19 protein-coding genes are annotated in these 23,176 nt (G+C 63.7%); 9 read left to right on the top strand and 10 right to left on the bottom strand.

Annotated elements, in window-relative coordinates:
* Positions 1-307 precede the first annotated feature (307 nt).
* The gene (locus AC4D6D_RS14410) at positions 308-2,575 is read left to right on the top strand and encodes a DNA-directed RNA polymerase (RefSeq protein WP_491325836.1); all 2,268 of its coding nucleotides are present in this window, start codon (positions 308-310) and stop codon (positions 2,573-2,575) included.
* A 220-nt stretch (positions 2,576-2,795) separates the two neighbouring features.
* Here AC4D6D_RS14410 and AC4D6D_RS14405 read toward each other — a convergent pair whose 3' ends face one another.
* Positions 2,796-3,551, bottom strand: coding sequence for a hypothetical protein (locus AC4D6D_RS14405; RefSeq protein ID WP_491325835.1), 756 nt, complete (start codon positions 3,549-3,551; stop codon positions 2,796-2,798).
* Positions 3,552-3,728: 177 nt separating this feature from the next.
* On the opposite strand from AC4D6D_RS14405, the gene AC4D6D_RS14400 reads away from it, so the two are divergent.
* From AC4D6D_RS14400 to AC4D6D_RS14390, 3 genes are all read left to right on the top strand, one after another.
* The gene (locus tag AC4D6D_RS14400) at positions 3,729-4,274 is read left to right on the top strand and encodes a recombinase family protein (protein ID WP_491325834.1); all 546 of its coding nucleotides are present in this window, start codon (positions 3,729-3,731) and stop codon (positions 4,272-4,274) included.
* A 91-nt stretch (positions 4,275-4,365) separates the two neighbouring features.
* Complete coding sequence (locus AC4D6D_RS14395; RefSeq protein ID WP_491325833.1) at positions 4,366-5,079, top strand: hypothetical protein; 714 nt, start codon at positions 4,366-4,368, stop codon at positions 5,077-5,079.
* 683 nt (positions 5,080-5,762) lie between these two features.
* On the top strand, positions 5,763-8,885 hold the full coding sequence (locus tag AC4D6D_RS14390; protein ID WP_491325832.1) for a TonB-dependent receptor plug domain-containing protein: 3,123 nt from the start codon (positions 5,763-5,765) through the stop codon (positions 8,883-8,885).
* 106 nt (positions 8,886-8,991) lie between these two features.
* Here AC4D6D_RS14390 and AC4D6D_RS14385 read toward each other — a convergent pair whose 3' ends face one another.
* Positions 8,992-9,627: a GNAT family N-acetyltransferase gene (locus AC4D6D_RS14385; RefSeq protein WP_491325831.1), complete on the bottom strand. Its 636-nt coding sequence runs from the start codon at positions 9,625-9,627 to the stop codon at positions 8,992-8,994.
* Between the two features lie 70 nt (positions 9,628-9,697).
* Between AC4D6D_RS14385 and AC4D6D_RS14380 the strand changes: the two genes are divergently transcribed.
* Positions 9,698-9,988, top strand: coding sequence for a DUF6916 family protein (locus tag AC4D6D_RS14380; protein ID WP_491325830.1), 291 nt, complete (start codon positions 9,698-9,700; stop codon positions 9,986-9,988).
* A gap of 66 nt (positions 9,989-10,054) precedes the next feature.
* On the opposite strand, the gene AC4D6D_RS14375 is transcribed toward AC4D6D_RS14380, so the two are convergent.
* Positions 10,055-10,690 carry a phage tail protein gene (locus AC4D6D_RS14375; protein ID WP_491325829.1) on the bottom strand — a complete coding sequence of 212 codons (636 nt, stop codon included), beginning with the start codon at positions 10,688-10,690 and terminating at the stop codon, positions 10,055-10,057.
* Between the two features lie 502 nt (positions 10,691-11,192).
* Between AC4D6D_RS14375 and AC4D6D_RS14370 the strand changes: the two genes are divergently transcribed.
* Entirely contained in the window at positions 11,193-11,630 is a 438-nt protein-coding gene (locus AC4D6D_RS14370) for a GtrA family protein (RefSeq protein WP_491325828.1), read from the top strand.
* Here AC4D6D_RS14370 and AC4D6D_RS14365 read toward each other — a convergent pair.
* The 7 genes from AC4D6D_RS14365 to AC4D6D_RS14335 all read right to left on the bottom strand — a co-directional run bounded on the left by AC4D6D_RS14365 (position 11,584) and on the right by AC4D6D_RS14335 (position 20,003).
* Positions 11,584-12,564, bottom strand: a complete 981-nt coding sequence (locus tag AC4D6D_RS14365; protein WP_491325827.1) for a glycosyltransferase family 2 protein — start codon at positions 12,562-12,564, stop codon at positions 11,584-11,586. The two genes, AC4D6D_RS14370 and AC4D6D_RS14365, sit on opposite strands and share 47 nt — an antisense overlap.
* A gap of 4 nt (positions 12,565-12,568) precedes the next feature.
* Positions 12,569-13,525, bottom strand: coding sequence for an NAD-dependent epimerase/dehydratase family protein (locus AC4D6D_RS14360; protein ID WP_491325826.1), 957 nt, complete (start codon positions 13,523-13,525; stop codon positions 12,569-12,571).
* 58 nt (positions 13,526-13,583) lie between these two features.
* Positions 13,584-14,843: a methyltransferase domain-containing protein gene (locus AC4D6D_RS14355; RefSeq protein WP_491325825.1), complete on the bottom strand. Its 1,260-nt coding sequence runs from the start codon at positions 14,841-14,843 to the stop codon at positions 13,584-13,586.
* Positions 14,836-16,056 (bottom strand): DegT/DnrJ/EryC1/StrS family aminotransferase, encoded by a 1,221-nt coding sequence (locus tag AC4D6D_RS14350; protein ID WP_491325824.1) that lies wholly within the window; start codon positions 16,054-16,056, stop codon positions 14,836-14,838. The genes AC4D6D_RS14355 and AC4D6D_RS14350 overlap by 8 nt, the downstream gene beginning before the upstream one ends.
* Positions 16,047-17,183 carry a CDP-glucose 4,6-dehydratase gene (gene rfbG / locus AC4D6D_RS14345; protein WP_491325823.1) on the bottom strand — a complete coding sequence of 379 codons (1,137 nt, stop codon included), beginning with the start codon at positions 17,181-17,183 and terminating at the stop codon, positions 16,047-16,049. Before rfbG ends, AC4D6D_RS14350 begins: the two co-directional genes overlap by 10 nt.
* On the bottom strand, positions 17,176-18,012 hold the full coding sequence (gene rfbF / locus AC4D6D_RS14340) for a glucose-1-phosphate cytidylyltransferase (protein ID WP_491325822.1): 837 nt from the start codon (positions 18,010-18,012) through the stop codon (positions 17,176-17,178). The genes rfbG and rfbF overlap by 8 nt, the downstream gene beginning before the upstream one ends.
* 260 nt (positions 18,013-18,272) lie before the next feature.
* Positions 18,273-20,003 (bottom strand): glycosyltransferase family 39 protein, encoded by a 1,731-nt coding sequence (locus AC4D6D_RS14335; RefSeq protein WP_491325821.1) that lies wholly within the window; start codon positions 20,001-20,003, stop codon positions 18,273-18,275.
* A 247-nt stretch (positions 20,004-20,250) separates the two neighbouring features.
* On the opposite strand from AC4D6D_RS14335, the gene AC4D6D_RS14330 reads away from it, so the two are divergent.
* From AC4D6D_RS14330 to AC4D6D_RS14320, 3 genes are all read left to right on the top strand, one after another.
* Entirely contained in the window at positions 20,251-21,387 is a 1,137-nt protein-coding gene (locus AC4D6D_RS14330; protein ID WP_491325820.1) for a glycosyltransferase family 4 protein, read from the top strand.
* 136 nt (positions 21,388-21,523) lie between these two features.
* Positions 21,524-22,483 carry an ATP-grasp domain-containing protein gene (locus AC4D6D_RS14325; protein WP_491325819.1) on the top strand — a complete coding sequence of 320 codons (960 nt, stop codon included), beginning with the start codon at positions 21,524-21,526 and terminating at the stop codon, positions 22,481-22,483.
* Entirely contained in the window at positions 22,476-23,141 is a 666-nt protein-coding gene (locus tag AC4D6D_RS14320; protein WP_491325818.1) for an HAD family hydrolase, read from the top strand. The genes AC4D6D_RS14325 and AC4D6D_RS14320 overlap by 8 nt, the downstream gene beginning before the upstream one ends.
* Positions 23,142-23,176: the final 35 nt, after the last annotated feature.

The following is a 23,176-nucleotide window of genomic DNA, read 5'->3' as shown; positions in this document are numbered from 1 at the left end:
TCCTATCGTGGCTGGGCTGCGCTAGGCGCGACGATACCGCGCCAACGCAACCTGCAGGATTATGACGAACCAAGACGCTGATCTCGTAGAGGTCCAACGGGGCCTCGAAGCTGAATCTCGGGCCATTGGTCGGGCAAGCTATCGCGGTAAGCGTAATGCTCCGTGGATCGACGCTTTCGGGCCCGGCGTTGACGAGGCTTCCCTTCCGCCAGGGCGGGCAATGTTGCGACGCGCCCTAAAGCCCACTGCAGAGGCGATTTCAGAGTTCTTTGAGGACGGAAAGGCTGGACGAGCGGGGCGGCGACTTGTGGCGTTTGAGCTTCTCGCACCCTACGAACCCGACGCCCGAGCTCTGGCGTTTCTGACACTGCGCTGCGCGTTGCAGGCGGGCATCCAGGAGCACCGGGCTCAAAAGGCCGCCCAAATGGTCGCGCGGGCTGTCATGGATCACATCCAGGCAGTCGAGTTCGAGCGGGCCAATCCTGAGGGCGCAGCGGGTCTTCAGCGGACCCTGGCGGGGCGAAAGGTTGTCAGCGCCAAACGTCAGCAAGCCATTGCCGCGATCCATGAAGCCGAGGGCGTCGCTCTCGGTTGGTCGCCGAAGCAGCAGGTCAATCTCGGCATGAAATTGATCGAGTTGGCCAGTGAAGCGACGGGCCTATTCGAGTTGAAGTTGGTGCAAACGAACGTTGGCAAGGCCATTCGGCGCGAAAGGACCTTCCGGGTTACCGAGGCGGCATTGGACTGGCTCGACCGTCAGCACGAGCGTTGCGAGTTGCTCGATCCCTTGCCGATGCCGATGGTTGTTTCACCCCTCCCATGGACCACTCCATCCGACGGCGGCTATCTTCAGCCTCCGATTGGAACGCGCCTCGTCCGTTCACGGTCAAGGCAATATCGGGAAGAGCTTGCGAACGTCGACATGCCGCATGTCTATCGGGCGGTGAACGCGATTCAGGAGACGCGGTGGCGGATAAATCGGCCCGTTCTCGATGTTCTAACACAGCTGGACGCTGATGGCGGGAGCCTAGCCGGGTTGCCGCCTCGCGAAGGTGAGACCGTGCCCAGCCGTCCCGTCGATGTGGAGGAAAACTCCGAAGCTCTGGCGCGGTGGAACCTGGAGAGCGCGAAGATTCATGAGCGGAATGCTGTCGCACGCAGTAAGCGGCTGACGATAGCGCAACAGCTCTGGGTCGCGCGGAAGCTGGTCGATTTTCCGGCGATCTACTTTCCCCATGAGCTTGATTTCCGGGGGCGGGTCTATCCCGTTCCGCAGGGCGGGCCGCATCCGCAGGCAGGCGACATTGGCCGAGCGCTCCTTGAGTTCTCCGTCGGGAAACCTTTGGGAGCGTCCGGTGCCCGCTGGTTGGCAATCCACGTCGCCAATGTGTTCGGCGTCGACAAGGTCAGCTTCGATGAAAGAGTGGCCTGGGTCGAGAGCAATCAGCCCGCGATCCTGGAAAGCGCTCGCGATCCACTTGATGGCCATCGGTTCTGGACGACGGCTGACAAGCCGTGGGCGGCGCTTGCGGCCTGTTTCGAGTGGGCAGGATATGTTGAGCAAGGCGAGGCGTTCGTTTCGCATCTTCCGGTAGCTATCGACGGATCGAACTCGGGCCTGCAGCATCTCACTGCGCTCCTGCGGGATGCCGAGGCTGCGCCACATGTCAACCTGACCGCATCTGACCGGCCAGGAGACATATATGCGGTAATCGCGGCCAAGGCTCAGGCCATGGTCGATGCCTCCAATGATTCTGGGGCGATCCCGTGGAAGGGCGGTAGGATCACGCGCAGCATCGTGAAGCGTCCCTGCATGACATACGTTTATTCCGCGACGGCGTTCGGGATGACGGACCAGGTAAATGCTGAACTGCGGCGTCTCGATCAGACGTTACAAGGTAAGGGTGAGCAGCCTCATCTAGGGGGTGCCGACAACTTTGCCGCAGCTCGCTGGTTGGCGCCTAGGCTGTACAGCTTGATCGGGGCTACTGTGCCCGCAGCGAAGCGCGCGATGGACTGGCTCAAGATGGCGGCCAAGGCGATGAACGCAGTCGATCTTCCGTTATGGTGGACCACGCCAGCGGGCCTGCCCGTGATGCAGCGCTATGCAAACACAAAGGCGGGCAAAGTAGACCTGACGTTTCGAGGGAGGCGGGTTCAGCTCCAGATTGATGAAGATGCCAGCCCAGCGACGTTGTCAGCCTGGATGGAGCGAGGCTCTGTGAAGGCCATGGATGGTTCGCAGGCGATGAGTGGGATCGCTCCGAACTTCGTCCACTCGCTGGACGCAGCGCACCTGATGCTGACTGTCGTTGCAGCGCACGACGCAGGCATCGTGGACCTTGCAGTCATTCACGACAGTTTCGGCACACACGCCGCTGACACCGACCGCCTTTCGCGGCTTCTTCGCGAGACCTTCGTTGCCATGTACGAAGGCGACCCCTTGGCAGCATTCCGCGTGGAGCTTCTTGGTCAGGTCGGCGATGAGAAGCTCATGGCCAAGGTTCCACCGCTGCCGACAAAGGGCGATCTCGATTTAGATTCCGTGTTGGAGGCGGCGTATATGTTCGCGTGAGATCGAAGGGCAATTACCCCTTTATATAGAGCGATGATCTCGCCGCTAGACCACCACGCTGGATCGACCATGGAATGATGATCGACGGGGGCTCCACAGGGACCTTCGATCACTTGGGTTGGTCACTTATGCTGCAGATTTTTGAACGCCCATATCAAGCGTTGACCTTCACCCGCATCCCCCCGTGGGGGTGAAGTGGTCTAATCGTCCTAGATATGCGTCATTGAGGTCGGTTGGATCGTCGGGACGGCAGGCTTCTAGGAAGACGGGTGAGAAGATGTTTGAGGGCAGCGATTGCCCCTTGAACCAATCGACCTGATTGCTTGGCTGTGGTGTCGTAGGCTGTGGTCGCTCCCGTGCATACCGTCCCAGCCAAACGGGCAGCATGATCCAAGGCCTCCTGTGCGATGGTCGCCAGGGATTCTGCGACATCCTTCTTTGTCGCCCAAGCTGCCTCCCCCAAGCGGGCCCAGACATCAGCGCCGAAGCTGCTCTCGACCTCTGTGCGAGCGGCAGCTTCGTTGGCTCGATCCCAAGTGTCGCTCGTCACCCGATCCGCCATCAGGTCCTTGAAGTTGTTATAGAAACGATAGGCGACATAGCTGGCGGCGCCCAGAATGACCAGTGCAGTTGCCAGCTTGGGTGCCGAGATCATGAAGCCTTTCTTGGTCGGAACTCCCAAACCGGCGTGGGCAAGTGTTTCTGCGACGGGGGCCGGAATGCCGTGGAAGTAACAATAGCTGCCCACCGCGACTGCCGCGATAACCACCGTTCCCAGCACGTAAGGATTGGTCGCCAGGGCGGTTGCAGAAGTGCCCATGGCTTGCAGAGCAGCGCCCGCCGAGGCGAAGGCCTCCACTATGCTGGCCTCCACATAGGTTCCGGCGATATATCCTCCAGTTCCCCGGACGATTGCACCACCGGCAGCATGAGCCACCAAGCTTAAGCTGGTGAATGGTATCGCCATTATCGTCATAAGAGCCCCCTATTCATGTTTGATAACAGCGGAATAGCGGATTGCAATGGCACCAGTACCACTGGGGTACACCTTTATCGAACAGGTCTATGAGACGGATTTTCTGTCCCAATAGCGTTGACATCCTATTTTGGGACGTTCATTTGAATGGGGTCTAGATCCTACTGGAACAATCCCATGACCGCGAAGACCTACGGCTACGCCCGTGTCAGTACCGACGATCAGGACTGCTCGATTCAAGAAGCGGCCCTACTCCAAGCGGGCTGCGACATTGTCCGCAGCGAAAAGAAGACTGGCACCACTGTCGCAGGCCGGACTGAACTTGAGACGTTGATCGACTTCCTGCGTGAACGTGACACTTTGATGGTCACCCGCATCGACCGTTTGGCCCGTTCCGTTGCCGATCTTGAGCAGATCGTGGCTACCCTGAAGGAGCGCGGGGCGTTCCTGCGGGCAACCGAGCAACCCATCGATACCTCTACGCCTGCAGGCATCGCTTTCCTGCAGATGCTTGCGGTCTTTGCACAGTTCGAGACCGCCATTCGTCGGGAGCGGCAGATGGAAGGTATTGCCAAGGCCAAGGCCGCTGGAGTCTACAAGGGGCGCAAGCGCTCGGTTCCCGTTGATGAGGTGCGTCGCTTGAAAGGTGAGGGTGTCAGTCCGACTGACATTGCCAAGCAGTTGAAGATTGGGCGAGGCAGCGTCTACAGAGCACTTGCTTGACCGAAATGATTTGGCTCCGCTCCCGCCATGCCCTGCTTTTTTCGATGATTGGCAGAGTTTCTTCAGCGAGTAGCCGAACAAGGGAACAATAATGGTGAACCGTGCCGCGCGCACTCAGCATGATTTCGTCTTCCCAAAAGGCGCACCGAAGGTGTTGCGAAGGAAGCTCAGCTTGACTTTGAACGGCGAGGCAATCGAACTTCGCTATCGACGCTCGCGCTGGAACAACATTTCCGAGAGCGGAATTGTCCAGCAGCGGAAAACCTCGGGCCTGATCGTGGTTGATGGATCACACGCAGGCAGCTTCAGCGTCGTCGAAACTCGTGCCGACCTATTCGTTGATAGGCACGAGTTCTTCGATGCGATGGATGAGCTGTCAGAGGAGACCGCTAGCCTCGGTACTCTGATATTGGAGCATTGGAGGGAGCCGGATGACGTGTTCGTTTATGGCGATGTCGTTGAGTTACGTCGTCTCTGGATGTCTCCACGCTTGTCAGGTTGCGGACGCTTGAACGCATCAATGAGCACTCTTCTGGCCAGCGAGTTTGCTGACCGAAGCATACTCGTCTTGAAGGCGTTCCCACTGGAATATGAGGGCGATGAAATGAAAGAGGGCCGACAGGCCTTTGAACACCGGCAGGCAGCCATGATGCGGCACTATACCCATCTGCTGGGTGTTGTACCTTTTCCAGATTGGGCGGGACGAGAAGGTTGGATGTATGCGATCCCGGAACGACTGGCGAGGTCGGTCGCCAAACCAGATTTTGTTTCGGCCGATGGTGTATTGAACGCGTACACAGACTAGGTACAAAGAAGCATCAATCGCAGCATTGGAAGTCGCAGAAATCCGCCATTTTTTGGGAATGCAACGGGAGTCCCACCCTCTCCGCCAAGAGTTTCTTCATTGAAGTCTCGGGAAATTAGCTGGGAATGATGAAGATTATCGCGATGTCATCTCTTCACATTTCAGTTTGAGCGCTTGTCTTGCGGACCTTGTGGTCGCGGGCGATTGTTTCTTGATTGCTCACAGGTGTTGGTCTTCCGATCGTTCGGCGGGCCTGGGTGGCGTTTTGCGGAGCGCCTTCGCTTTGCGTTTCGGTGTGGCCGCTCGGCTGTTCGTGACATCGGTGCTTTAATTTCCGAACGGTTCCTGGATAGGCAGGGCCATATCTTCGCGCAGAACAGTCGGCGAGCTTCAGGCCAGACGCAAAAGATGCCTTACCGGAATTTTCAATTCCGAGGGCTGGAGTGCAGCGAATTCATCAGCTGTTAATAGAACCATAATCTGTCCAATTGACTACCTGTTGCACAATGGATACATATTGGCAATGTTATGCAATAACATCGCAAAAGTCGTTTGAACCCTAACGTCCTACGCGCGATGGGCTGCGGTCGAGCGTGATCGAAGCGCTCCAATGGCGGCGCCAGCCGCACTTTTGGCGGGTCTGGTCGCATGTCCCGCCTGAGTAATGGACAAGGAACGTAGATTTGAAGACTCCCTTCCAGAAGGCTGTGCTGTGCAGCGCCACGAGCCTCACAGCTTTTGTCCTGCTTTGCGGTAGCGCCCAGGCGCAGGATGCCGTTTCGCAGTCTGAAACCGCCGACGTTTCCGACGACAACGCGATCGTCGTCACCGGCTCGATCACCCGCAATCCCGCCGCCGCCACTGCGTCTCCCGTGGTGTCCATCACCGCCGACGATCTGACAAAGCGCGGTATCACCACCGTTTCCGACGCTCTCCAGTCGCTGACCGCCAACAATGCCGGCACCATCCCGGCGAGCTGGTCGGCGCAGGGCTTCACCACCGGCGCGACCGCACCCTCGCTGCGCGGTTTCAACAATGCCTACACGCTCACGCTGTTCGACGGCATGCGCACCGCTTATTACCCGCTGGCGGACGATACCCAGCGCAACATCGTCGACATCAACAGCATCCCCAGCTCGACCGTCCAGAGCATCGACACCCTGCTTGACGGCGCTTCGGCGACGTACGGTTCGGACGCGATCGCCGGTGTGGTCAACGTCATCACCAAGCGCGAAGTCCAGGGCCTGCACCTCGACGGCTCGATGGGCATCTCGCAGCGCGGCGACGGCGGCGAACAGCGCCTGAACGCCAGCTACGGCTACGGCGACCTGAACGACCAGGGCTTCAACATCTACGCCAGCGCCGAGTATCAGCACAACGACTCGCTCTACCTGCGCGACCGCAAGGGCCCGTGGAGCACGGCCGACCAGAGCTCGATCTGCGGCACCGCCGCGCAGGGCTGCCTGACCAACAGCATCCGCAACGGCATCCAGGCCGACGGCAGCTACAATGGCTTCCAGTCGACCACCGTCAACTTCGGCCAGGCGACCACGACGACGATCGACGCCAACGGCAACTACGTTCCGGTTTACGCCAGCACCCTTCCGGCCCCTGACAGCACCGAACCGGGACGGGCTCCTCTCTTCCTTGGTTCGTACCAGTTGCTCAACGCTGCCGCCGGCTGCGGCGGCCTGAATGCCGCGACGCTGTCGCCTGAACAGCAGGCTACCGGCCAGACCCAGTACACCAACGGCACCAATGTCAACAACGCCCCCTCGGTGGTCTGCCAGCAGGATCTGGTCAACGACTACCGTATGTACACGGCCGAAACGACCCGCAAGGGCGCTGCGGTGCGCGGTACGGTGAAGGTCGGCGACAATGCCGAAGCGTTCATCGCGCTCAACTACTATAACGTGAAGACCGCGAATGAGACCGTGAACTCCTCGTGGGCCGGACAGACGGCGGCGGGCGGCGAGCAGATCACTGCGACCAACGTCTTCCTGCCGGTCTATGTCTGCGCGAACGGCACTTCGAGCGTCGATGCCAACGGCAACCTGCTGGCGACGGGCTGCAACGCCGCGAACGGCACGCTCAACCCCAACAACCCGTTTGCCTCGCAGGGCCAGCTTGCGCGCCTGTCGGGCATGCCCAACCAGCCGCGCCGCACGTTCACGGACGCCAAGACCTACCGCGTCGCCGCCGGAATCCACGGCAGCTTCGGCGAAGGTTGGGACTACTCGGTCGGCGCCACTGCCTCGAAGGTCACGCTGGACGTCAAGAACACCGGCTACATCTACCTTCAGGGCCTCGCCGATGCCATTGCGCAGGGCACCTACAACTTCGTCGATCCTTCGCAGAACTCGGCGGAAGCCAACCAGCAGGTGTTCCGCGACCAGGAACGCCGTGCCACCTCGAAGCTGGCGCAGGTCATCGGCACCCTCAGCAAGGACGTGTTCGAGCTGCCGGGCGGCATGGTGAACGTGGCCGTCGCCGGTCAGTATCGCTACGAGTCGATCAACAACCCGAGCGCCAACGCGCCCAACGAAGAAAACCCTTACGCGCGCTATTACGGCATCAACGCCGTGAGCGTGGTGGGCCACCGCGACGTCTGGTCGACCTCATATGAAATCTCGGTGCCGATCATCGACTCGCTGCGCGTCAAGGCGGATGGTTCCTACGACCACTACTCGACCGGCCAGAAGGCGTTCTCGCCCAAGTTCGAGGCCGAATTCCGTCCGATCGAGCAGGTCAAGCTGCGCGGCACCTTCTCGCGCGGTTTCCGTGCGCCGAACCTGAACGAATCGTTCCAGGCACCCTCGACCGGCTACAACAGCGCGCAGATCAACTGCAGCGAGGACATTTACCAGGCCTTCTGCGCAGCCCATGGCAGCAATCCGGCCTATTACGCGGGTACGTACTCGCCGGGCGTGACCTCCGGCGGCAACCCGGACCTGAAAGCGGAGCGTTCGACCTCCTACACCTTCGGCATGGTCGTCCAGCCGGTCCGCAACGTCACGGTCACGCTCGATTACTGGCGTACGAAGATCACGAATCTGATCACGGCGCCGAACATCAGCTCCGAAATCTACGAGCAATACTACGGCAACAACGGCGTAGTGAACGTTCCGGGCGTCACCATCATACCGGGCCAGCCCGATCCGCAGAATCCGAGCGCGCTGCCGCTGCTGGGCCAGATCGCGGGCACGTTCAACAACCAGAACGCGATGCTCGGCAAGGGTATCGACTTCTCGGCCGACGCCCGTTTCAATCTGACCAACACCATTTCGTGGCAGACCAAGGCCAACGCTTCGTACCTGATCCGCCTGGAGCAGGAACTCGATTCCGGTGAAGTATGGCGCTACGACGGCTCGCTGGGCGGTTGCAGCCTGACCTCGTGCTCGGGCGCGCCGCGTTTCCGCCTGACCTGGCAGAACACGCTGGACTTCAACGATCGCGCCAGCCTGACGCTGACCGCGAACTATACCAGCGGTTATTCGTCGACCTCGGCAGATGCCGGCGGCACCTACAAGGATTGCGCGAAGAGTGGTAAGGCCGGTCAGCTCCTGACCTACGGCAACGGCGATCCGGTTCAGTGCCACGGCCCGAGCACTTTCGACCTCGACGCCCACGGCGAAGTCAAGGTCGCGGACCAGTTCAAGCTCTACTTCGACGTTCTGAACGTACTTGACGGCAAGCCGAAGTATGATCCGAATGCGGGTTACGGCCTGTACCAGTTCAACCCCGCCTGGCAGGACCGCCTGTTCATGGGCCGTTACCTGCGTATCGGCGCCAAGGTGGACTTCTAACAACCCTGTGACTCCCCTGCGGAGCCATCGTTTCCCGATGGCCCTGCGGGGGAACGCGAAGCGGCGCCTGGGGCGTGTCCCTTGCCCCAGGCGCCGTTTCGCACCTCTATCGGAGCTGGGCTCCGGCGAGCGCGCGATTGCCGCTCCAGGCCATTGCCGTGTGGGTCGCCGAAGTGGCACCTGCGACCGGAATTTCGAGAAAACCCAGACATTCATAAAGCTTGCGGGCGCGGGGATTGTCGCGGGCGACGTGAAGACGCAAGCGCTCTGCGCCGGTGGCCACGGCGGACTGCTGCAACCAGCGGATCAGTGCGCTGCCGATGCCCTTGCCTCGGCTGTCCGCCGCCAGCAGGATGTCGATCAGCGCCCAGTCGCGGCCGCTGCGATCGAAGTAGATCCTTCCGATCGGGCCGTCGTTCAGGCGGATCAGGCGATAGTCGCCCTTGCGGTAGACCTTCAGAAAATGGTCATGTTGAAGGGCGAACTGGTCGTCGAGAAACGCCCGTTTCCGGTCGGCGGGCCATGGTGCCGTCAGCAGTTCGGCAAGGCGCGACGCCCGGTACAGCGCGCGAAGCCGGGGGATGTCCGCGGCGGTTGCCGGGAGTAGTTCGATACCCGATGCGCGAAGTTCTTCGGAAAGGGAGGGAACCGGGCGAGGCGAAGGAAAGCGTTTCAAGACGGATGGGCCCCTTGGCCAAGTCATGTGTCCGTTATTGTCGGCATGGCTGTGATCCGGCTTCACGATCGGTCCTTGTAGTGGCAAGTTCCGGACTTGGGCGAAGATTCGCCCTGTCTTGGGGGAACGACAAGTCATGATATTGCTTACGCCGGAAGATTTCGAGCCGTGGGTCGGCCGCAAGGTCCGCGTCGGGACGGTGCCGGAGCCGGTCGAGGTGACGCTGGGGCAAATTCATCGGCGCAATGCCATGGCTGGTTTCGACGTGCGCGTGCCGTTTTCTCTCTACTTCGAATCCGCTTTAGATACTTACCTGATCGATGGGACCTATGAGTTCGACTGCGGAAAGGGAGGGCCGCATGCTATCTGCGTCACGCAGTTGCATCCCCGGCCGGATCGCCGGATCTACGAGGCGGTTTTCGCCTGAAGGTATGGGCAGTGCGGCGCCGATCCGAAACGGATGGGCGCCGCGCCACGGTTCTGGAAAGAAGCGTCAGGGACGCTGCGGATAGATGCCGAAAAGCGATATGTTGGTCTGTACCGCGAGATAGGGGTTCATGATCGAGAACGGCAGGTTTCCGCCGGTAATGCCGACCGCCACGGTTCCCTGCGGTGTGAAGCTGCCGCCGGTGATGGAGACGCCGCCGATATTCACCATGGGTCCGGTGGTTCCCGTCGGCGCATAGATCTTCACCTGGTTCGGACCGGCATTGGCGCAGTTGGTCAGCAGCGATCCTTCGGCAGGCGTGTTCGTCTGGTTCGTGGTGCCGGTGACGGCCTGGATCGAACCCGTCGCCGAAGTATTTCCCGTCGTACCTGCAAAGTTCGCCACGTGGTTGTGGGCGGGCATTTCGGCAATTGTCATTGTCTTCGTTTCGCTGCCCGCGTTCTGGCCCCAGACGTAGTTCTGTCCGCCCGCAGTGCTCGGGCCCAGCCCGAGGAAGGACCGTCCCGCGGCGTTCGGCAAGGCGAACGTCGTAGTGCCGTTTCCGCCGAATGTGGTGCCGAGCAGGGAAAACAGCGAGGTATTCTGGGCGATATTCAGAATTTGTCCGTTGCAGGATGCCCATCCCGACGGGGCAAAGTTGAATCCGACCTGCATTATCTGTCCGACGAACGGCTCGCTCATATTGCCTCCCTGAATCAATGATCGAATCCAGAGATTTTACAGCCCCGCGGATTCCGATTACTCATGCCTTTTATGAAATGGATTGCCAACAGGGCTGTTCGTGGCGGTGTATGAATTTTAATTTCATAAGATTAAAGTTCAATATGAATGTAAATTTCATTAACTCGTAACAAATAAAGGTCGTCGTGTTTTTCCTGCATTCTCATTACAGAAGGACACGCGTTTCGATGTGCGGTATTCGGGTGCTCGATGCCGCTCCGCATACCTAATCCCTTGGGTCGAAAGGCGGCGCGAATGACCGGAGGTGCTATGCTTCCGGGGGATTGCCGGAAGCGCCGGGCGGGGTGCACCCTGGCGGCGGAACCCGTCGCAACAGGAAGCCGCTTTTGAACCGCACCGATACCGTCGCCGCCACCGGCCCCATCCTTATCGTGGGGGGCATGCTCGGTGCGCTCCGCAGCGAATTCTACAAATTGGCACAACCCAAGCCGCAGGAGGCCGGATGAGCGGCCCCGTGGACAGGACGGCGCTGCTCGGGCGCGAGGCGGCGACGCTGGCGCGTTTCGTGCTGGTGGGGCTGGCCAATACCGCGATCGGCTATGGCCTGATCCTTGGCTGGCTGCGGCTGGGCCTCGGGGACTATGCGGCCAATCTCGCGGGTTTCGCGATGGGGCTGCCGATCTCCTACGGCCTCCATCGCCACCTGACCTTCCGGGCCCGCCACCGGGCTACCCTGAGCGAGGCGCTGCGCTACGGCGCGGCGTTCCTGATCGCCTATGGCGCCAACCTTGCCGTGGTGGCGCTGGGCCGGGGCGCCGGGTTCGAGCGCAGCGCCCTCGTGCAGGGGCTGGCGATCTGCACTTACGCGGGCGTGCTCTTCGTGCTCACCCGCATCACTGTCTTTCGCGCGCAACCAGCGAGATCACTTCGGGAAAGTTGAGCTTCTCCTCGACGATCGGCTTGGTGCCGGGCTTGGCCTGAAGGAACAGCCGCCCGACATATTCGCCGAGAATGCCCATGAACACCGCGTTGATCGAGATCGACATGAGCAGCAGGATCGTCGTCGTCGCGAAACCGGCCGGCCAGGCCTGACCCAGCAGGACCCGGCCGACCAGATAGATGAAGGTCAGCACCATGCTCAGCACGCCGATGACGATGCCCGCGATCGAGGCGATCCGCAGCGGCATCAGCGAGTGGTTGAGCACTCCGTCCACCGCCAGCGAGATCATCGACTTGAGCGGGAACTTGCTCTCCCCGGCGATACGGTCTCCCCGGTCGTATTCGAGGCCGACCTGCGAGAAGCCCATCGCGCTGATCAGCCCGCGAAGATAGGGCGAGGCATCCTCCACCTTGTGCAGTTCGACAAGGATGCGGCGGTCCACGAGACGGAACTCCCCGGCATTGACCGGCAGGTCGTCGTCGCTGATCCAGGTGATGAAGCGGTAGAAGGCGCGGCGCAGCGTGGCGACGAAGAAGCCGTCCTTCAGCGAGCGGCGGATACCGTAGACCACCTGATGGCCGACCCGCCAGAGTCCCAGCATCTCGGGGATCAGTTCGGGCGGGTCCTGGAGGTCGCAGTCGAGCTGGATCGAGCAGGCCCCGGTCGCCGCCTTGTAGGCGCAGAGCAGCGAGCGCTGGTAGCCGTAGTTGCGCGAGAAGCGGATGACCTTCAGCGCCGGGTCCTTGCGGGCGAGGTCTTCCAGCAGTTCGAACGTGCGGTCGGTCGAATGGTTGTCGGTGACGATGATCTCGTAGCTGTATTCGGGCAGCTTCTCGAAGACGCGCACGATCGCCTCGTAGCAGCGCACGACGTTGAGTTCCTCGTTGAAGGCGGGAACCAGGATCGAAACCAGGGTCTTCGGCTCGGCGTTCACGGATCTATCCTGCTTTCGTGCAAAGGGCGTGTTCGTCCGCAATGGTGCGGTCGAGGCCTTCGTCGAGGGCGATGCGGGGATGCCAGCCGAGGCGCGTGGCGGCGAGGTCGGGGCTGGAGCGCAGTTCCACGGACTCGTCCGCGATGGCCGACCGGGGGAGGAAACCTTCGCCGCAGCCGGTCATGGTCTCGATCCGGCGGGCGACCTCATCCATCGTCGGGGCCTCGCCGGTGCAGATGTTCACGCAGTCGAAGTCTGCGCTATCCGGCGCGCGGCGGGCGATGTGCAGCAGTGCGTCCACGGCGTCGTCGACGTGGAGCAGGTCGCGCCGGTCGTGGGGGCGGCGGATCGTCATCGGGCGGCGCGAAAGGCAGGCGTCGATCATGGCGGGCACGAGGAAGCTCGGCGCCTGTCCCTGGCCGTAGCAGAGCGCGAGGCGGGCGGTGATGACAGGGAAGGGCAGGCGCGGCGCCAGCATGGCGATGGCCTCGGTCGTGGCCAGCATCCCTGCGCCGTAGGGGGTCGAGGGAATCGCCCGTGCGTACTCGCGGTAGGGCAGCGCCGCGCGGCCGTATTCGGCGATCGTCCCGGCGCGCACCACCACTTCGGGCGGGCGGGACAGTTCGGCCAGCGGTTGCAGCAGGTTGAGCGCGGGCTGGAGGTAGATCGCGGCCGCGGCGCGCGCGGCGGTGAAGTCCGGCTGGGGCGGAAGGCGGGTCTCGGCGGCGAGATGGAATACGCGGCGCGGGGCCATGGCGCGGATGCACTGCCGGATCGCCAGCCGGTCGGAGAGGTCGATGCGGTGGATCGACAGGCGCTCGGCGAAAGGCGAGAGGCGGCCCAGTTCGGTGGAGGGGCGCACGATCGCGTGGACTTCCCCACCTTCCTCCAGAAGGCGTTGGACGAGATGTGCGCCGATGAAGCCGCCGGCACCGGTCAATAGCGTTACGCCTTCGGCCACTGGGCAACCCTTCCGAATGGGTCCGGGCCGGATTGGTTCCGGCTCCGGACGGTTCAGTTCAGCACACGATCCTGGGCACTGGCAGCGGCACCAGGAACCTGCCTCCACGGGCGCGGAACGCCGCCTGTTGCTCGAAGATCTCGTCGAAGAAGTTCCAGGCAAGGACGAAGAGCACGTCGGGCTTCTCTTCCTCGATGGCCTCGACCGGGCGGATCTGAATGCGCGTGTTCGGGGAATAGAGCCCGTGTTTCAACGGGTTCCGGTCCACGAGGAAATCGAGATACCTGGTGTCGATGCCGTAATGGGTGATGAGCGTGTTGCCGCGCGCAGAAGCGCCGTAGCCCGCGATCTTCAACCCGTGGGCCTTCATATCGTCGAGCATGGCGCGCACGTCGCGGCCCATGTCGTCCACTTCGCGCGCCAGCAGGTCGTAAGTCTCGGGCACGAGCATGCCGCCCGCCAGTTCGTCGCGCAGCATGTCGGCGACCGACTGCGAGGGACCGATTCCGGCGGCCTTGCGGTTCAGGAACACGCGCATCGAGCCGCCGTGGATGTCGGGCAGCGAGAGCGCGTCGGTCACTTCGATGTCGAAGAAGGCGGCGAGCTTTACGATCGAGAGCAGGCTGAACTCGGAGACGTGCTCGTGGTAGATATTGTCGAATTCGGTGTGGTCGATGTACTCCTTGGCGCGGGGCACTTCGATCACGAAAGTTCCGTCATCGGCCAGCAGGGTCGAGATCGCCTCCATGAAAGTATGGAGGTCGCCGATGTGGTTGAAGGTATTGGTGGTGACGATCACTTTCGCCGGGCCGCGCTGCGAACGGACCAGTTCGGCGGAAGCGGGCGTGAAGTAGTCGATGTGGGTTTCCACGCCCCGCTCGGCGGCCAAGGCGGCGATGTTCTCGGCCGGATCGAAGCCCAGCGTCGTGCAGCCCAGTGCATTGCAGGCGGCGAGCAGCAGCCCGTCGTTGCTGCCGATGTCGACGATCAGCCCGCCCTCTGCGCGCTGCGCCAGCACTTCGGCGAAGTCCGCGAAGTGGCTGTGCATCCGCGCCGCGCCCGAGGGCACGTAGAGGTAGTGGCGGAAGAAGTCCGCCGGGATCTGGTCGGCAATCTCCACCAGCCCGCATTCCAGGCAGACCTGGGTGTTGAGCGGGAAGGCGGGCTGCTCACGGCCGAGATCGTCCGGGCGGATCAGCATCTGGCCGGGGGCATGGTCGCCCAGCGGCAGGAACAGGTAAGGCGCGGGAGCCTTGCACGCGCGGCATTCCGAAAGGATGTCGGTGGCTTGCTGCTCGGGGATCGGCATCTCAAGCATTGGCCGCCTCCCGCGAAAGTGTGGTGGAGAGCGAGCGGACGAAACCTTCGAAAGTCTCGTGCATGAAATCGAGATGGGCCTCGGTCAGGCCGTGATGGCAGGCGAGCAGGATGCCGCCCTTCATCACCGCGTCGGCGACCGGATAGCCTTCCGGTGCGGCCTTGAGCGGCACGCCCTGCATGGCCGGCTGGCGCAGGATATTGCCGGTGAAGACCGGGCGGGTCTGCACGTCGCGCTCTTCCAGCCAGATCTGCATCTGGGTGCGGGTGAAGGGAGCGTCCTCGCGGATCGTCAGCGGGAAGGCGAGCCAGCCGGTGCGCGATTCCGGCATCTGTTCGGGCAGCACGAACCAGTCCTCGTACTGCTTGAAGAAGGCATATTGCCGGGCGAAATTGTGTTCACGCGCGGCGATGTTGTGGTCCAGCTTCTTGAGCTGGACGAGGCCGAAGGCGGCGCCCATTTCCGAAGGCTCGACGTTGAAGCCCAGTTCGTCGAACAGGAACTTGGCGTCATAGTCGATACCGTCGAGCGCGACGTTGAAGCGCTTCTCGATGCTTTCGGAATCGACGTAGAGCGAGCTGGTGCGGCCCCAGGAGCGCAGCAGCAGCGCGCGGCGGGCGAGGTCTTCGTCCGAGACGCAGAGCATGCCGCCGTTGCCCGCCGCGTTGATGACGTGCGAGCCGTAGAAGCTGGTGGTGGAAATGTGCGAGCGGGTGCCGGTGCTGGTGCCCCGCAGGGTGGCGCCGAGGGTATCGGCGCTGTCTTCCACGACCATCAGGCCGTGCCTGTCGGCGATCTCGCGGATGCGGTCCCAGTCGGGGAGGTTGCCGATCAGCGAGGGGATCATCATCGCCCTAGTGTTCGGCCCGATCATCGCCTCGATCTTCTCGACGTCGATGTTGTAGGTGCCGACCGCCGAGTCCACGAAAGCGGGCACCAGCCGCGAGCGGACGATCGGGGCGACGGTGGTGGCGAACGTCAGGGCCGGAGTGATGACCTCGCTGCCCTCGGGCAGGTTCAACAGCTCGATCGCAAGGTAGTTCGCCGAGGAGCCGGAATTGACCATGATCCCGTGGTCCTTGGCGAACAGCGCCGAGACCTGCTCCTGCATGGCGCGCACTTTCGGCCCCATCTGGGTGGACGTCCGCAGGACCTCCAGGACGGCGGCGATTTCCTCTTCGCCGTGGACGGTCTGGCCATAGTTCACGCGCATAGTGCTGCTTCCCCCTCGAGTGTTTCGGTAAAATCGCCGGAATAGCGGGCGATCTGCGCCTCGCTGAAGGCGCGCATGTCTTCGTCTCCGGCCGCGAAGGCGCGGTACCATTCGGCGCTCATCGTCACGGCCGCTTCGGTCGAGAGACGCGGGCGCCAGCCGAGCCGGGCCTGGGCCTTGCTACTGTCGAGCGTCAGCATCCCGGCCTCGTGCGGATCGTCGGGGCGCCGCCCGAAGGCGATCTGCGCCACGCCCGGCCCCCAGGCCCGCTGGAAGTGGCGCGCGATGTCCTCGACGTCGATGAAGCCATCGGCGCTGGGGCCGAAGTTCCAGGCTTCGGCAAAGCGCGGTGCCTGCTCCCCAAGCAACCGCGCACCCAGCATCAGGTAGCCTGCCAGCGGCTCCAGCACATGCTGCCAGGGGCGCACGCTGGCCGGATTGCGGATCGTTACCGCAGTGCCTGCCAGAGTGGCGCGCACTACATCGGGCAGCAGCCGGTCGAGCGAATTGTCGCCCCCGCCGATCACGTTGCCCGCGCGCACGGTGGCGATCTGGCAGCCTGCGGGATCGGAGAAATAGGAGCGCCGGAATGCGGCGGCGACCAGTTCGGTGCAGCCTTTCGAGGCGCTGTAGGGGTCTGCCCCGCCGAGTGCGTCGCTCTCGCGGTAGGGCCATTCCCACTCGCGGTTCTCGTAGCACTTGTCGCTGGTGACGACGACCACACCCCGCACCGAGGGCATGCGCCGCACCGCGTCGAGAACGACGGCGGTGCCGGTGACGTTGGTGGCGAAAGTCTCCACCGGATCGTCGTAGGACGGGCGCACCAGCGCCTGCGCGGCGAGGTGGAACACGAGGTCCGGTTCCAGCCCTTCGCAGGCCTCGGCATAGGCGCGGGCATCGCGGATATCGGCGATGCGGTGGTCGACCAGCCCCCCGAGGTCGACCGTGTGAAACATATCAGGGCCTTGCGGGGGGCGGTGCAAGGCGATCCCGATGACCTCTGCGCCCAGTTGCCTGAGCCAGAGGCATAACCAGCCACCCTTGAAGCCGGTATGGCCGGTCACCAGAATCCGCTTGCCCCGAAATGCCGAAACAAGCGCCTGATCCAGTGTGCCTTTTTCAGGCATGTTGCAGCTTCGTCGGGACATCGGTGCTGAGCACCGGCTGTCCGTTCTCGAAATCCATCCATGGCGGCAGGGCCTGGGTGCCCAGCTTGTCCAGCGTGTCGCGGTCGCGCACGGTGTCCATCGGGTGCCAGAAGCCCTTGTGCTTGTAGGCCATGAGCTGGCCGTCGTGGGCGAGGCGCGTCAGCGGCGCCTGCTCCAGTGGCTCCTCGTCTCCCGTCAGGTAGTCCAGCACGCCCGGTTCGAAGACGAAGAAGCCGCCGTTGATCCAGGTCTCGTACTTGATGACCTTCTCGGTGAATTCCACCACCTGGCCGCCGGAGCCGTCGCAATCGCCCAGTTCCAGGTTGCCGAAGCGGGCTGGAGGCTGGACCGCGGTGACAGTGGCAAGCTTGCCGTGCGAACGGTGGAACGCCAGCAGCGCGTCGAGATCGACATTGCCGACGCCGTCCGAATAGGTGACCATGAAGGTCTCGTCGTCGAGCCAAGAGCGCAGGCGCTTCAGGCGCCCGCCGGTCATCGTCGCAAGGCCGGTATCGACCACCGAGACGCGCCAGTCGATCTTGGAGGTGGGGCGCAGGGCCATCTCGCCATTGCCGATGCCGACCGTGAAGTCGTTCGACATGAGGTGGAGGTCCTGGAAAAAGCTCTTGATCGCCATGGCCTTGTAACCGCAGGCGACGATGAAATCGTTGTGTCCCCAGCGGTCGTAGATATCCATGACATGGAGCATGATCGGACGGCCGGCCACTTCGACCATGGGCTTGGGAACCCGGACCGTTTCTTCGGCAAGGCGGGAGCCGAGGCCCCCGGCGAGCAGGACGACTTTCATGACCGCACCTCCGGTGTCGGAATTTTCTGGAGAATTGCTCCCGTCGATAAGCCAAGGTTAAGGGCAGTTCGGGCCGGTGGAGAAGTGTTCATCGGGGTTAGGCAGCTTTAGCCAGCCGGGGTGCCAAAGGGCTAAGCGTTCATCTGCAAATGCGCGGGGAGGCCATTTGGGGAGGCCCCTATGCGCTTTCGCCGCCCCGGCCGCTTCGCTTGCGCGGCAGGGGCGGGGCGGCGGTCATGGTGGGCCGTTATGGCGGGACATCACTCCAGTTCCGCAGGCTCCGATGGGCGGCGGTAGAGTACCGGTCCGGCGTCGCCGCGCTTTCCGGTAAACGCGGTGTAGCCGTGGCTGCGGGCATAGTCGGCGAAGGCCTGCTCCAGCGGCTCCTCGCCGCTCACCAGGATGGCCGAGGGCCGGTTGGCGTCCAGCCAGGACGTAAGGTGGGTGGGCGAAGTCGTCGTCCAGTAAGTCTGGTCCTGCGGCGGCAGGTAGTCCGCCACGCGGTAGACGAACTGCCCGGCGGCGAATTCGCCCGGCACCGCAAAGCCGCCTTCGAGCGCCAGCACCGGTGAGAGCGTCGCCACGCTATCGCCCGAGGAAGCCCCGGCGCTGCGGGCAAGGGTGCGCATCTCGCGGTGGATCTTCACGCCTTCCCAGGTGGCGGGGCGCGACAGCGAGATCAGCCCCGGTGCCAGCCGCGACCCCGCGCAGAGCAGCGCCACGAAAGCCAGCGAGAGCAGCACCGCATCGGCCGCCGTCCGATTCTCGCTCAGCGTGCGGGCGCGCAGCAGCACCACCAGCAGCACGAGGAAGGGGATCGGCGGCACGAAGTATTGCGGGAACGAGGGGGTCGGCACGAAGGAGATGACCACGCCCATCACCGCCAGCGCGGCGGCCAGGATCACCGGCCAGGACCAGACCGCCAGCACGCCGTCCCTCCAGCCGCGTCGCCATAGCGGCAAGGCGACGAGCGCGACCGCGCCGACAAGTGCCAGCAGGGTCGCATTCGAGGTCCAGATTTCCTCGGCCAGCAGGATCTTCTGCGCCGCCGTCATGATCTTGGGATCGGTGGAATGGGACCAGTAGGCCGGTTGCAGCTGGGTGAAGTAGCGGATCGTATGGGCGAAGAAGGCATCCGGGTCGGACGCGATGGCGATCAGCGCCGGAACCCCGCCGGTCAGGCCGCCCAGCGCCAGCGGCACCGTGCCGCAGACGAGTCGCTGGCGTAGCGGGTGGGCCAGCGGTGCCAGCACCGTGGTCAGGGCCAGGAACGGCGCGAGGAAGATGTAGTTCGCCTTCAGTCCGATCGCCACCGAGATCAGCACGCCCGCCACGAAGCAGCACATCCATGAAGGCCGCTCGCGGTCCAGCCCGCAGAGCAGGAAGTGGATCGCCATCAGCGCGAAAGGCAGCGGCAGGAAGTTGTTGCTCACCATCAGGCCCGGCGCGCCGATCAGCAGCACATTGCCCATCAGCAGCATGGCGCCTGTGAAGAAGGCCGGAAAACCGGCGCGCTGGCGCTGTGCGATCAGCCAGAGCGCCGCGATCGCAATGGCCCAGGAAGCCGCAACCAGCAGCCGCCCCAGAAGGAGCAGGTGCCCCGTGCCGGTCAGCCAGTACAGCCCGCCGAGGATGTAGGGCAGGTAGGGCAGGTGGTTGTAGCCGAAGTCGCGATAGATATCGCCACTGCCCCAGAGACGCGAAACGGCGATGAAGAGGTTCTCGTCTCGCCCGATCGGATAGGCCAGCAATCGTCCGACCAGGCCTAGATAGAGCACCGCGAGCAGGCCCGAGGCGGCGAGCGTCGCCAGGTTCGGGGTCGCGCGCCGGGACAGGCCGCCCGGTCCGTCGCTCAGGCCCGTGGACATCGAGACTGCCAGTCCTGCTGCTTCGGTCCCGGTGCCGCCGTCCGGCATGGTCGGCGGCGCGGAAAAGTCCGGGTCCTGCGCCAGGTTTGGCCCGGCGCCCTGCGACATGTCGCGTTTCATCATCGGACTCCCCTGTTGCACACCCCTGGCGCGGAAGTGTGGCGGATGGCGGGGCCGACCGTGAGCGCGATTAGGGCGTACCCACTCCGGATGACGATGGCCCGGACCTGCCTCCGAATCGAACTCTCCAATTAAGGGTTAGACCGCATGAACGCCTGTCCGACGCTTCGGCATCGATTAGGTTCGGGGGCAATCGAAGGAAAAGGTTTTCACCCAAGCGGACTTTTTTCCAGGCGAACGAGGGGTAGCCTTGGCACTTACACCCGGCACGATGCGCATCGCGATTCTCGCCTCCGGCCTTGGTGCCGGCGGGGCGGAACTGGTGATCGCCCAGCTTGCGCGCCACTGGTGCGGAGCCGGTCAGGGCGTGGACGTGATCGTCTTCGACCGACCGGAAGACCCGGTGTTCCATCGTCTGCCGGAAGAGGCTGCGCTGCACCGGCTGGGCGGACACAGCGGCTTCGTCGGCATGGCGGGCCGGGTACTTGCCTTGCGCCGGGTCCTGCAACGGCAGCGGCCGCACGTGATCGTCTCGTTCCTGACCAAGAACAACCTGATCGCCGCGCTCGCCACGGTGGGTACGCAGACCCGCCTCGTCTGTGCCGAACGCAACAATCCCGAGCGGCAGGATACCCATCCCTTGTGGAACCTGCTGCTGCGCCTGCTCTATCGCCGCGCCGACGCCATCGTCTGCCAGACGGCGGCGGTGCGACGCTGTTTTCCCGCTGCCGTGCAGGACAAGCTGGTGACGATTCCCAACCCCGTTCCGCTGCCCGACGTGGTACGCCCGGCGGCCGAGGTGAAGCGTCTCTGCGCGGTGGGACGGCTGGCCCATCAGAAGGGTTTCGATCTGCTTGTCGCCGCCTTCGCCAAAGTGGCGCCGCGCTGGCCCGACTGGCGACTCGACATCTGGGGCGAGGGGCCGGAGCGCGCCGCGCTGGAGGGGCAGGTCCGCGATCTCGCGCTGGAGGAGCGCGTGGTGCTGCGCGGGATCAGTCCCCGGCCGCGCGCCTGGGTGGCGGAGGCGGGAATCTTCGTGCTGTCCTCGCGCTACGAGGGATTTCCGAACGTGCTGGGCGAGGCGATGGCGGCGGGCCTGCCGGTGATCGCCACCGACTGCGACTTCGGCCCCGCCGACATGGTGGAGCACGGCCGCAGTGGGCTGCTCGTGGAAAGCGAGAATGCCCTGGCGCTGGGCGAGGCGATGGCCGGGTTGATCGGCGATGCCAGCGCCCGCGTCCGCATCGGTGCGGCGGCGGAGGAAGGGATGGCCCGTTTCCAGCCGGGGCGAATACTCCAGCAGTGGGACCAGGTGCTGTCGCAAGTCCTGTCGCGCCGTTCCGCCCCCCGCTCCTCTCTTCCGTTTCGCCATTGCGAGGAGGCGTAGCCGACGCGGCAGTCCAGAGACGCTCCGGATTGCTTCGCTACGCTCGCAATGACGAAGAGGGGGATTGGAACCAGGGGCGAGGAGGTCGGAAAAGTGATAGCGGTGTGGGGCTGAAGCGATGACCGGGGGGAACAGGGTGGTACGGATACTTTTCACGTCGGCCGGGCGCCGGGTCGAACTGACGCGCTGCTTCCGCCGCGCGGCCGAGAAGCTGGGGCTGCGTGCCGAAATCCACGCCTGCGAACTCGAACCCGAACTCAGCGCCGCCTGCCTGGAGGCCGAAGTGGCTTTCGCGGTGCCGCGTTGCACCGCGCCGGACTATGTTGCGCGCCTGTTGGACCATTGCCGGCGCGAGAAGATCGACCTGCTGGTGCCGACGATCGACACCGAACTCGATGTGCTCTCGCGGGCGCGGGAGCAGTTCGAACAGGCGGGAACGCTGGTCCACGTCAGCGCGGCGCCGGTGATCGACGTAGTGCGCGACAAGGAGCGCACCGTCTCGGTTCTGGCCGAGGCGGGCGTGCCGGTGCCGCGTACCGTACGGATCGAGGATTTGCGCGCCGATCCCTCGGGCTGGTCTTTCCCGCTCTTCGTCAAGCCGGTGGGCGGCAGCGCCAGCCGGGGCATCGGCGTGCTGCAATCGGCGGCGGATATCCGCGATGACTATCCCGAGCCTATGTTGGTGCAGGAACTGCTGCGCGGGCCGGAATATACCATCAACATGTACCTCGACGCGCGCGGGCGGATGCTTTCGGCGATCCCGCATCTGCGCATCTCGACTCGTGCGGGGGAAGTGGAGAAGGGCCGGACGGTGCGCGACCCGCGCATGATCGCGATCGCCGCCGACATCGCCGCGGCTCTGAGAGGCGCCGAGGGGGTGCTCTGCTTCCAGCTCATCGACGATCCCGATCGCGGTCCGCGCGTCTTCGAGATCAACGCCCGCTTCGGCGGCGGCTATCCGCTGGCCGACCATGCCGGAGGCCGCTTCGCCGAAAGCCTGCTGGCCCGCGTCGTCGGCCGCGCCGAATGCGCGAGCGACCTCTGGCGCGAAGGCGTGACCATGGTGCGCTATGACAGCGCCGTGTTCCGTGGTTGATATTGCCGATAAGGTCGTCGTGCTCGATCTCGACGACACGCTCTATCTCGAACGGGACTTCGCGCTGAGCGGGTTTGCAGCGGTGGGGCGGCATCTGGAGGAGAGCCGCGGCGTCACCGGCTATGCGGCCGAATGCGCGCGTCTGCTTGACGAAGGGCATCGCGGCACGGTGTTCGATGCGGCACTGGCCGCGCTCGGACTTGCCGCGATCGAGGTGGGGCCGCTGGTGGCTCTCTATCGCAGCCATGTGCCGGAGATCGCGCTGGCCGAAGACGCGGCGCGGCTGCTTGCCCGGCTCGGCATGCGGCTGAGTGCGCTCATTACCGATGGTCCGGCCCAGACCCAGGGCAACAAGGTCTCGGCGCTCGGGCTTTACGAGCGGATCGGCAAGGTGGTGCTCACCGGCCTGCTGCCGGAGGGCTGCGGCAAGCCTCATGCCATGGCTTACGAGATGGTGGAGCAGTGGTCCGGTCGTCCGGGCGCGGCGCATGTCTATATTGCCGACAATGCCGCCAAGGACTTCGTCACGCCCCGTGCGCGCGGCTGGACGACCGTGCAGATCCTGCGCGAGGGCCGCATCCATGCCTGTACGGCGCCGACGCCCGAGCATGCGGCGCATCATGTCGTGGCGTCGCTGGATGAGCTGGCGCTGGGCTGAGGGGCCTTCGACAGGCTCAGGCTGAGCGGGTTCTG

This window comes from Novosphingobium sp. BF6 (assembly GCF_058273105.1).
The sequence above is the reverse complement of the archived record's forward strand: the minus strand, read 5'-3'. Positions and strand labels throughout refer to the sequence as shown.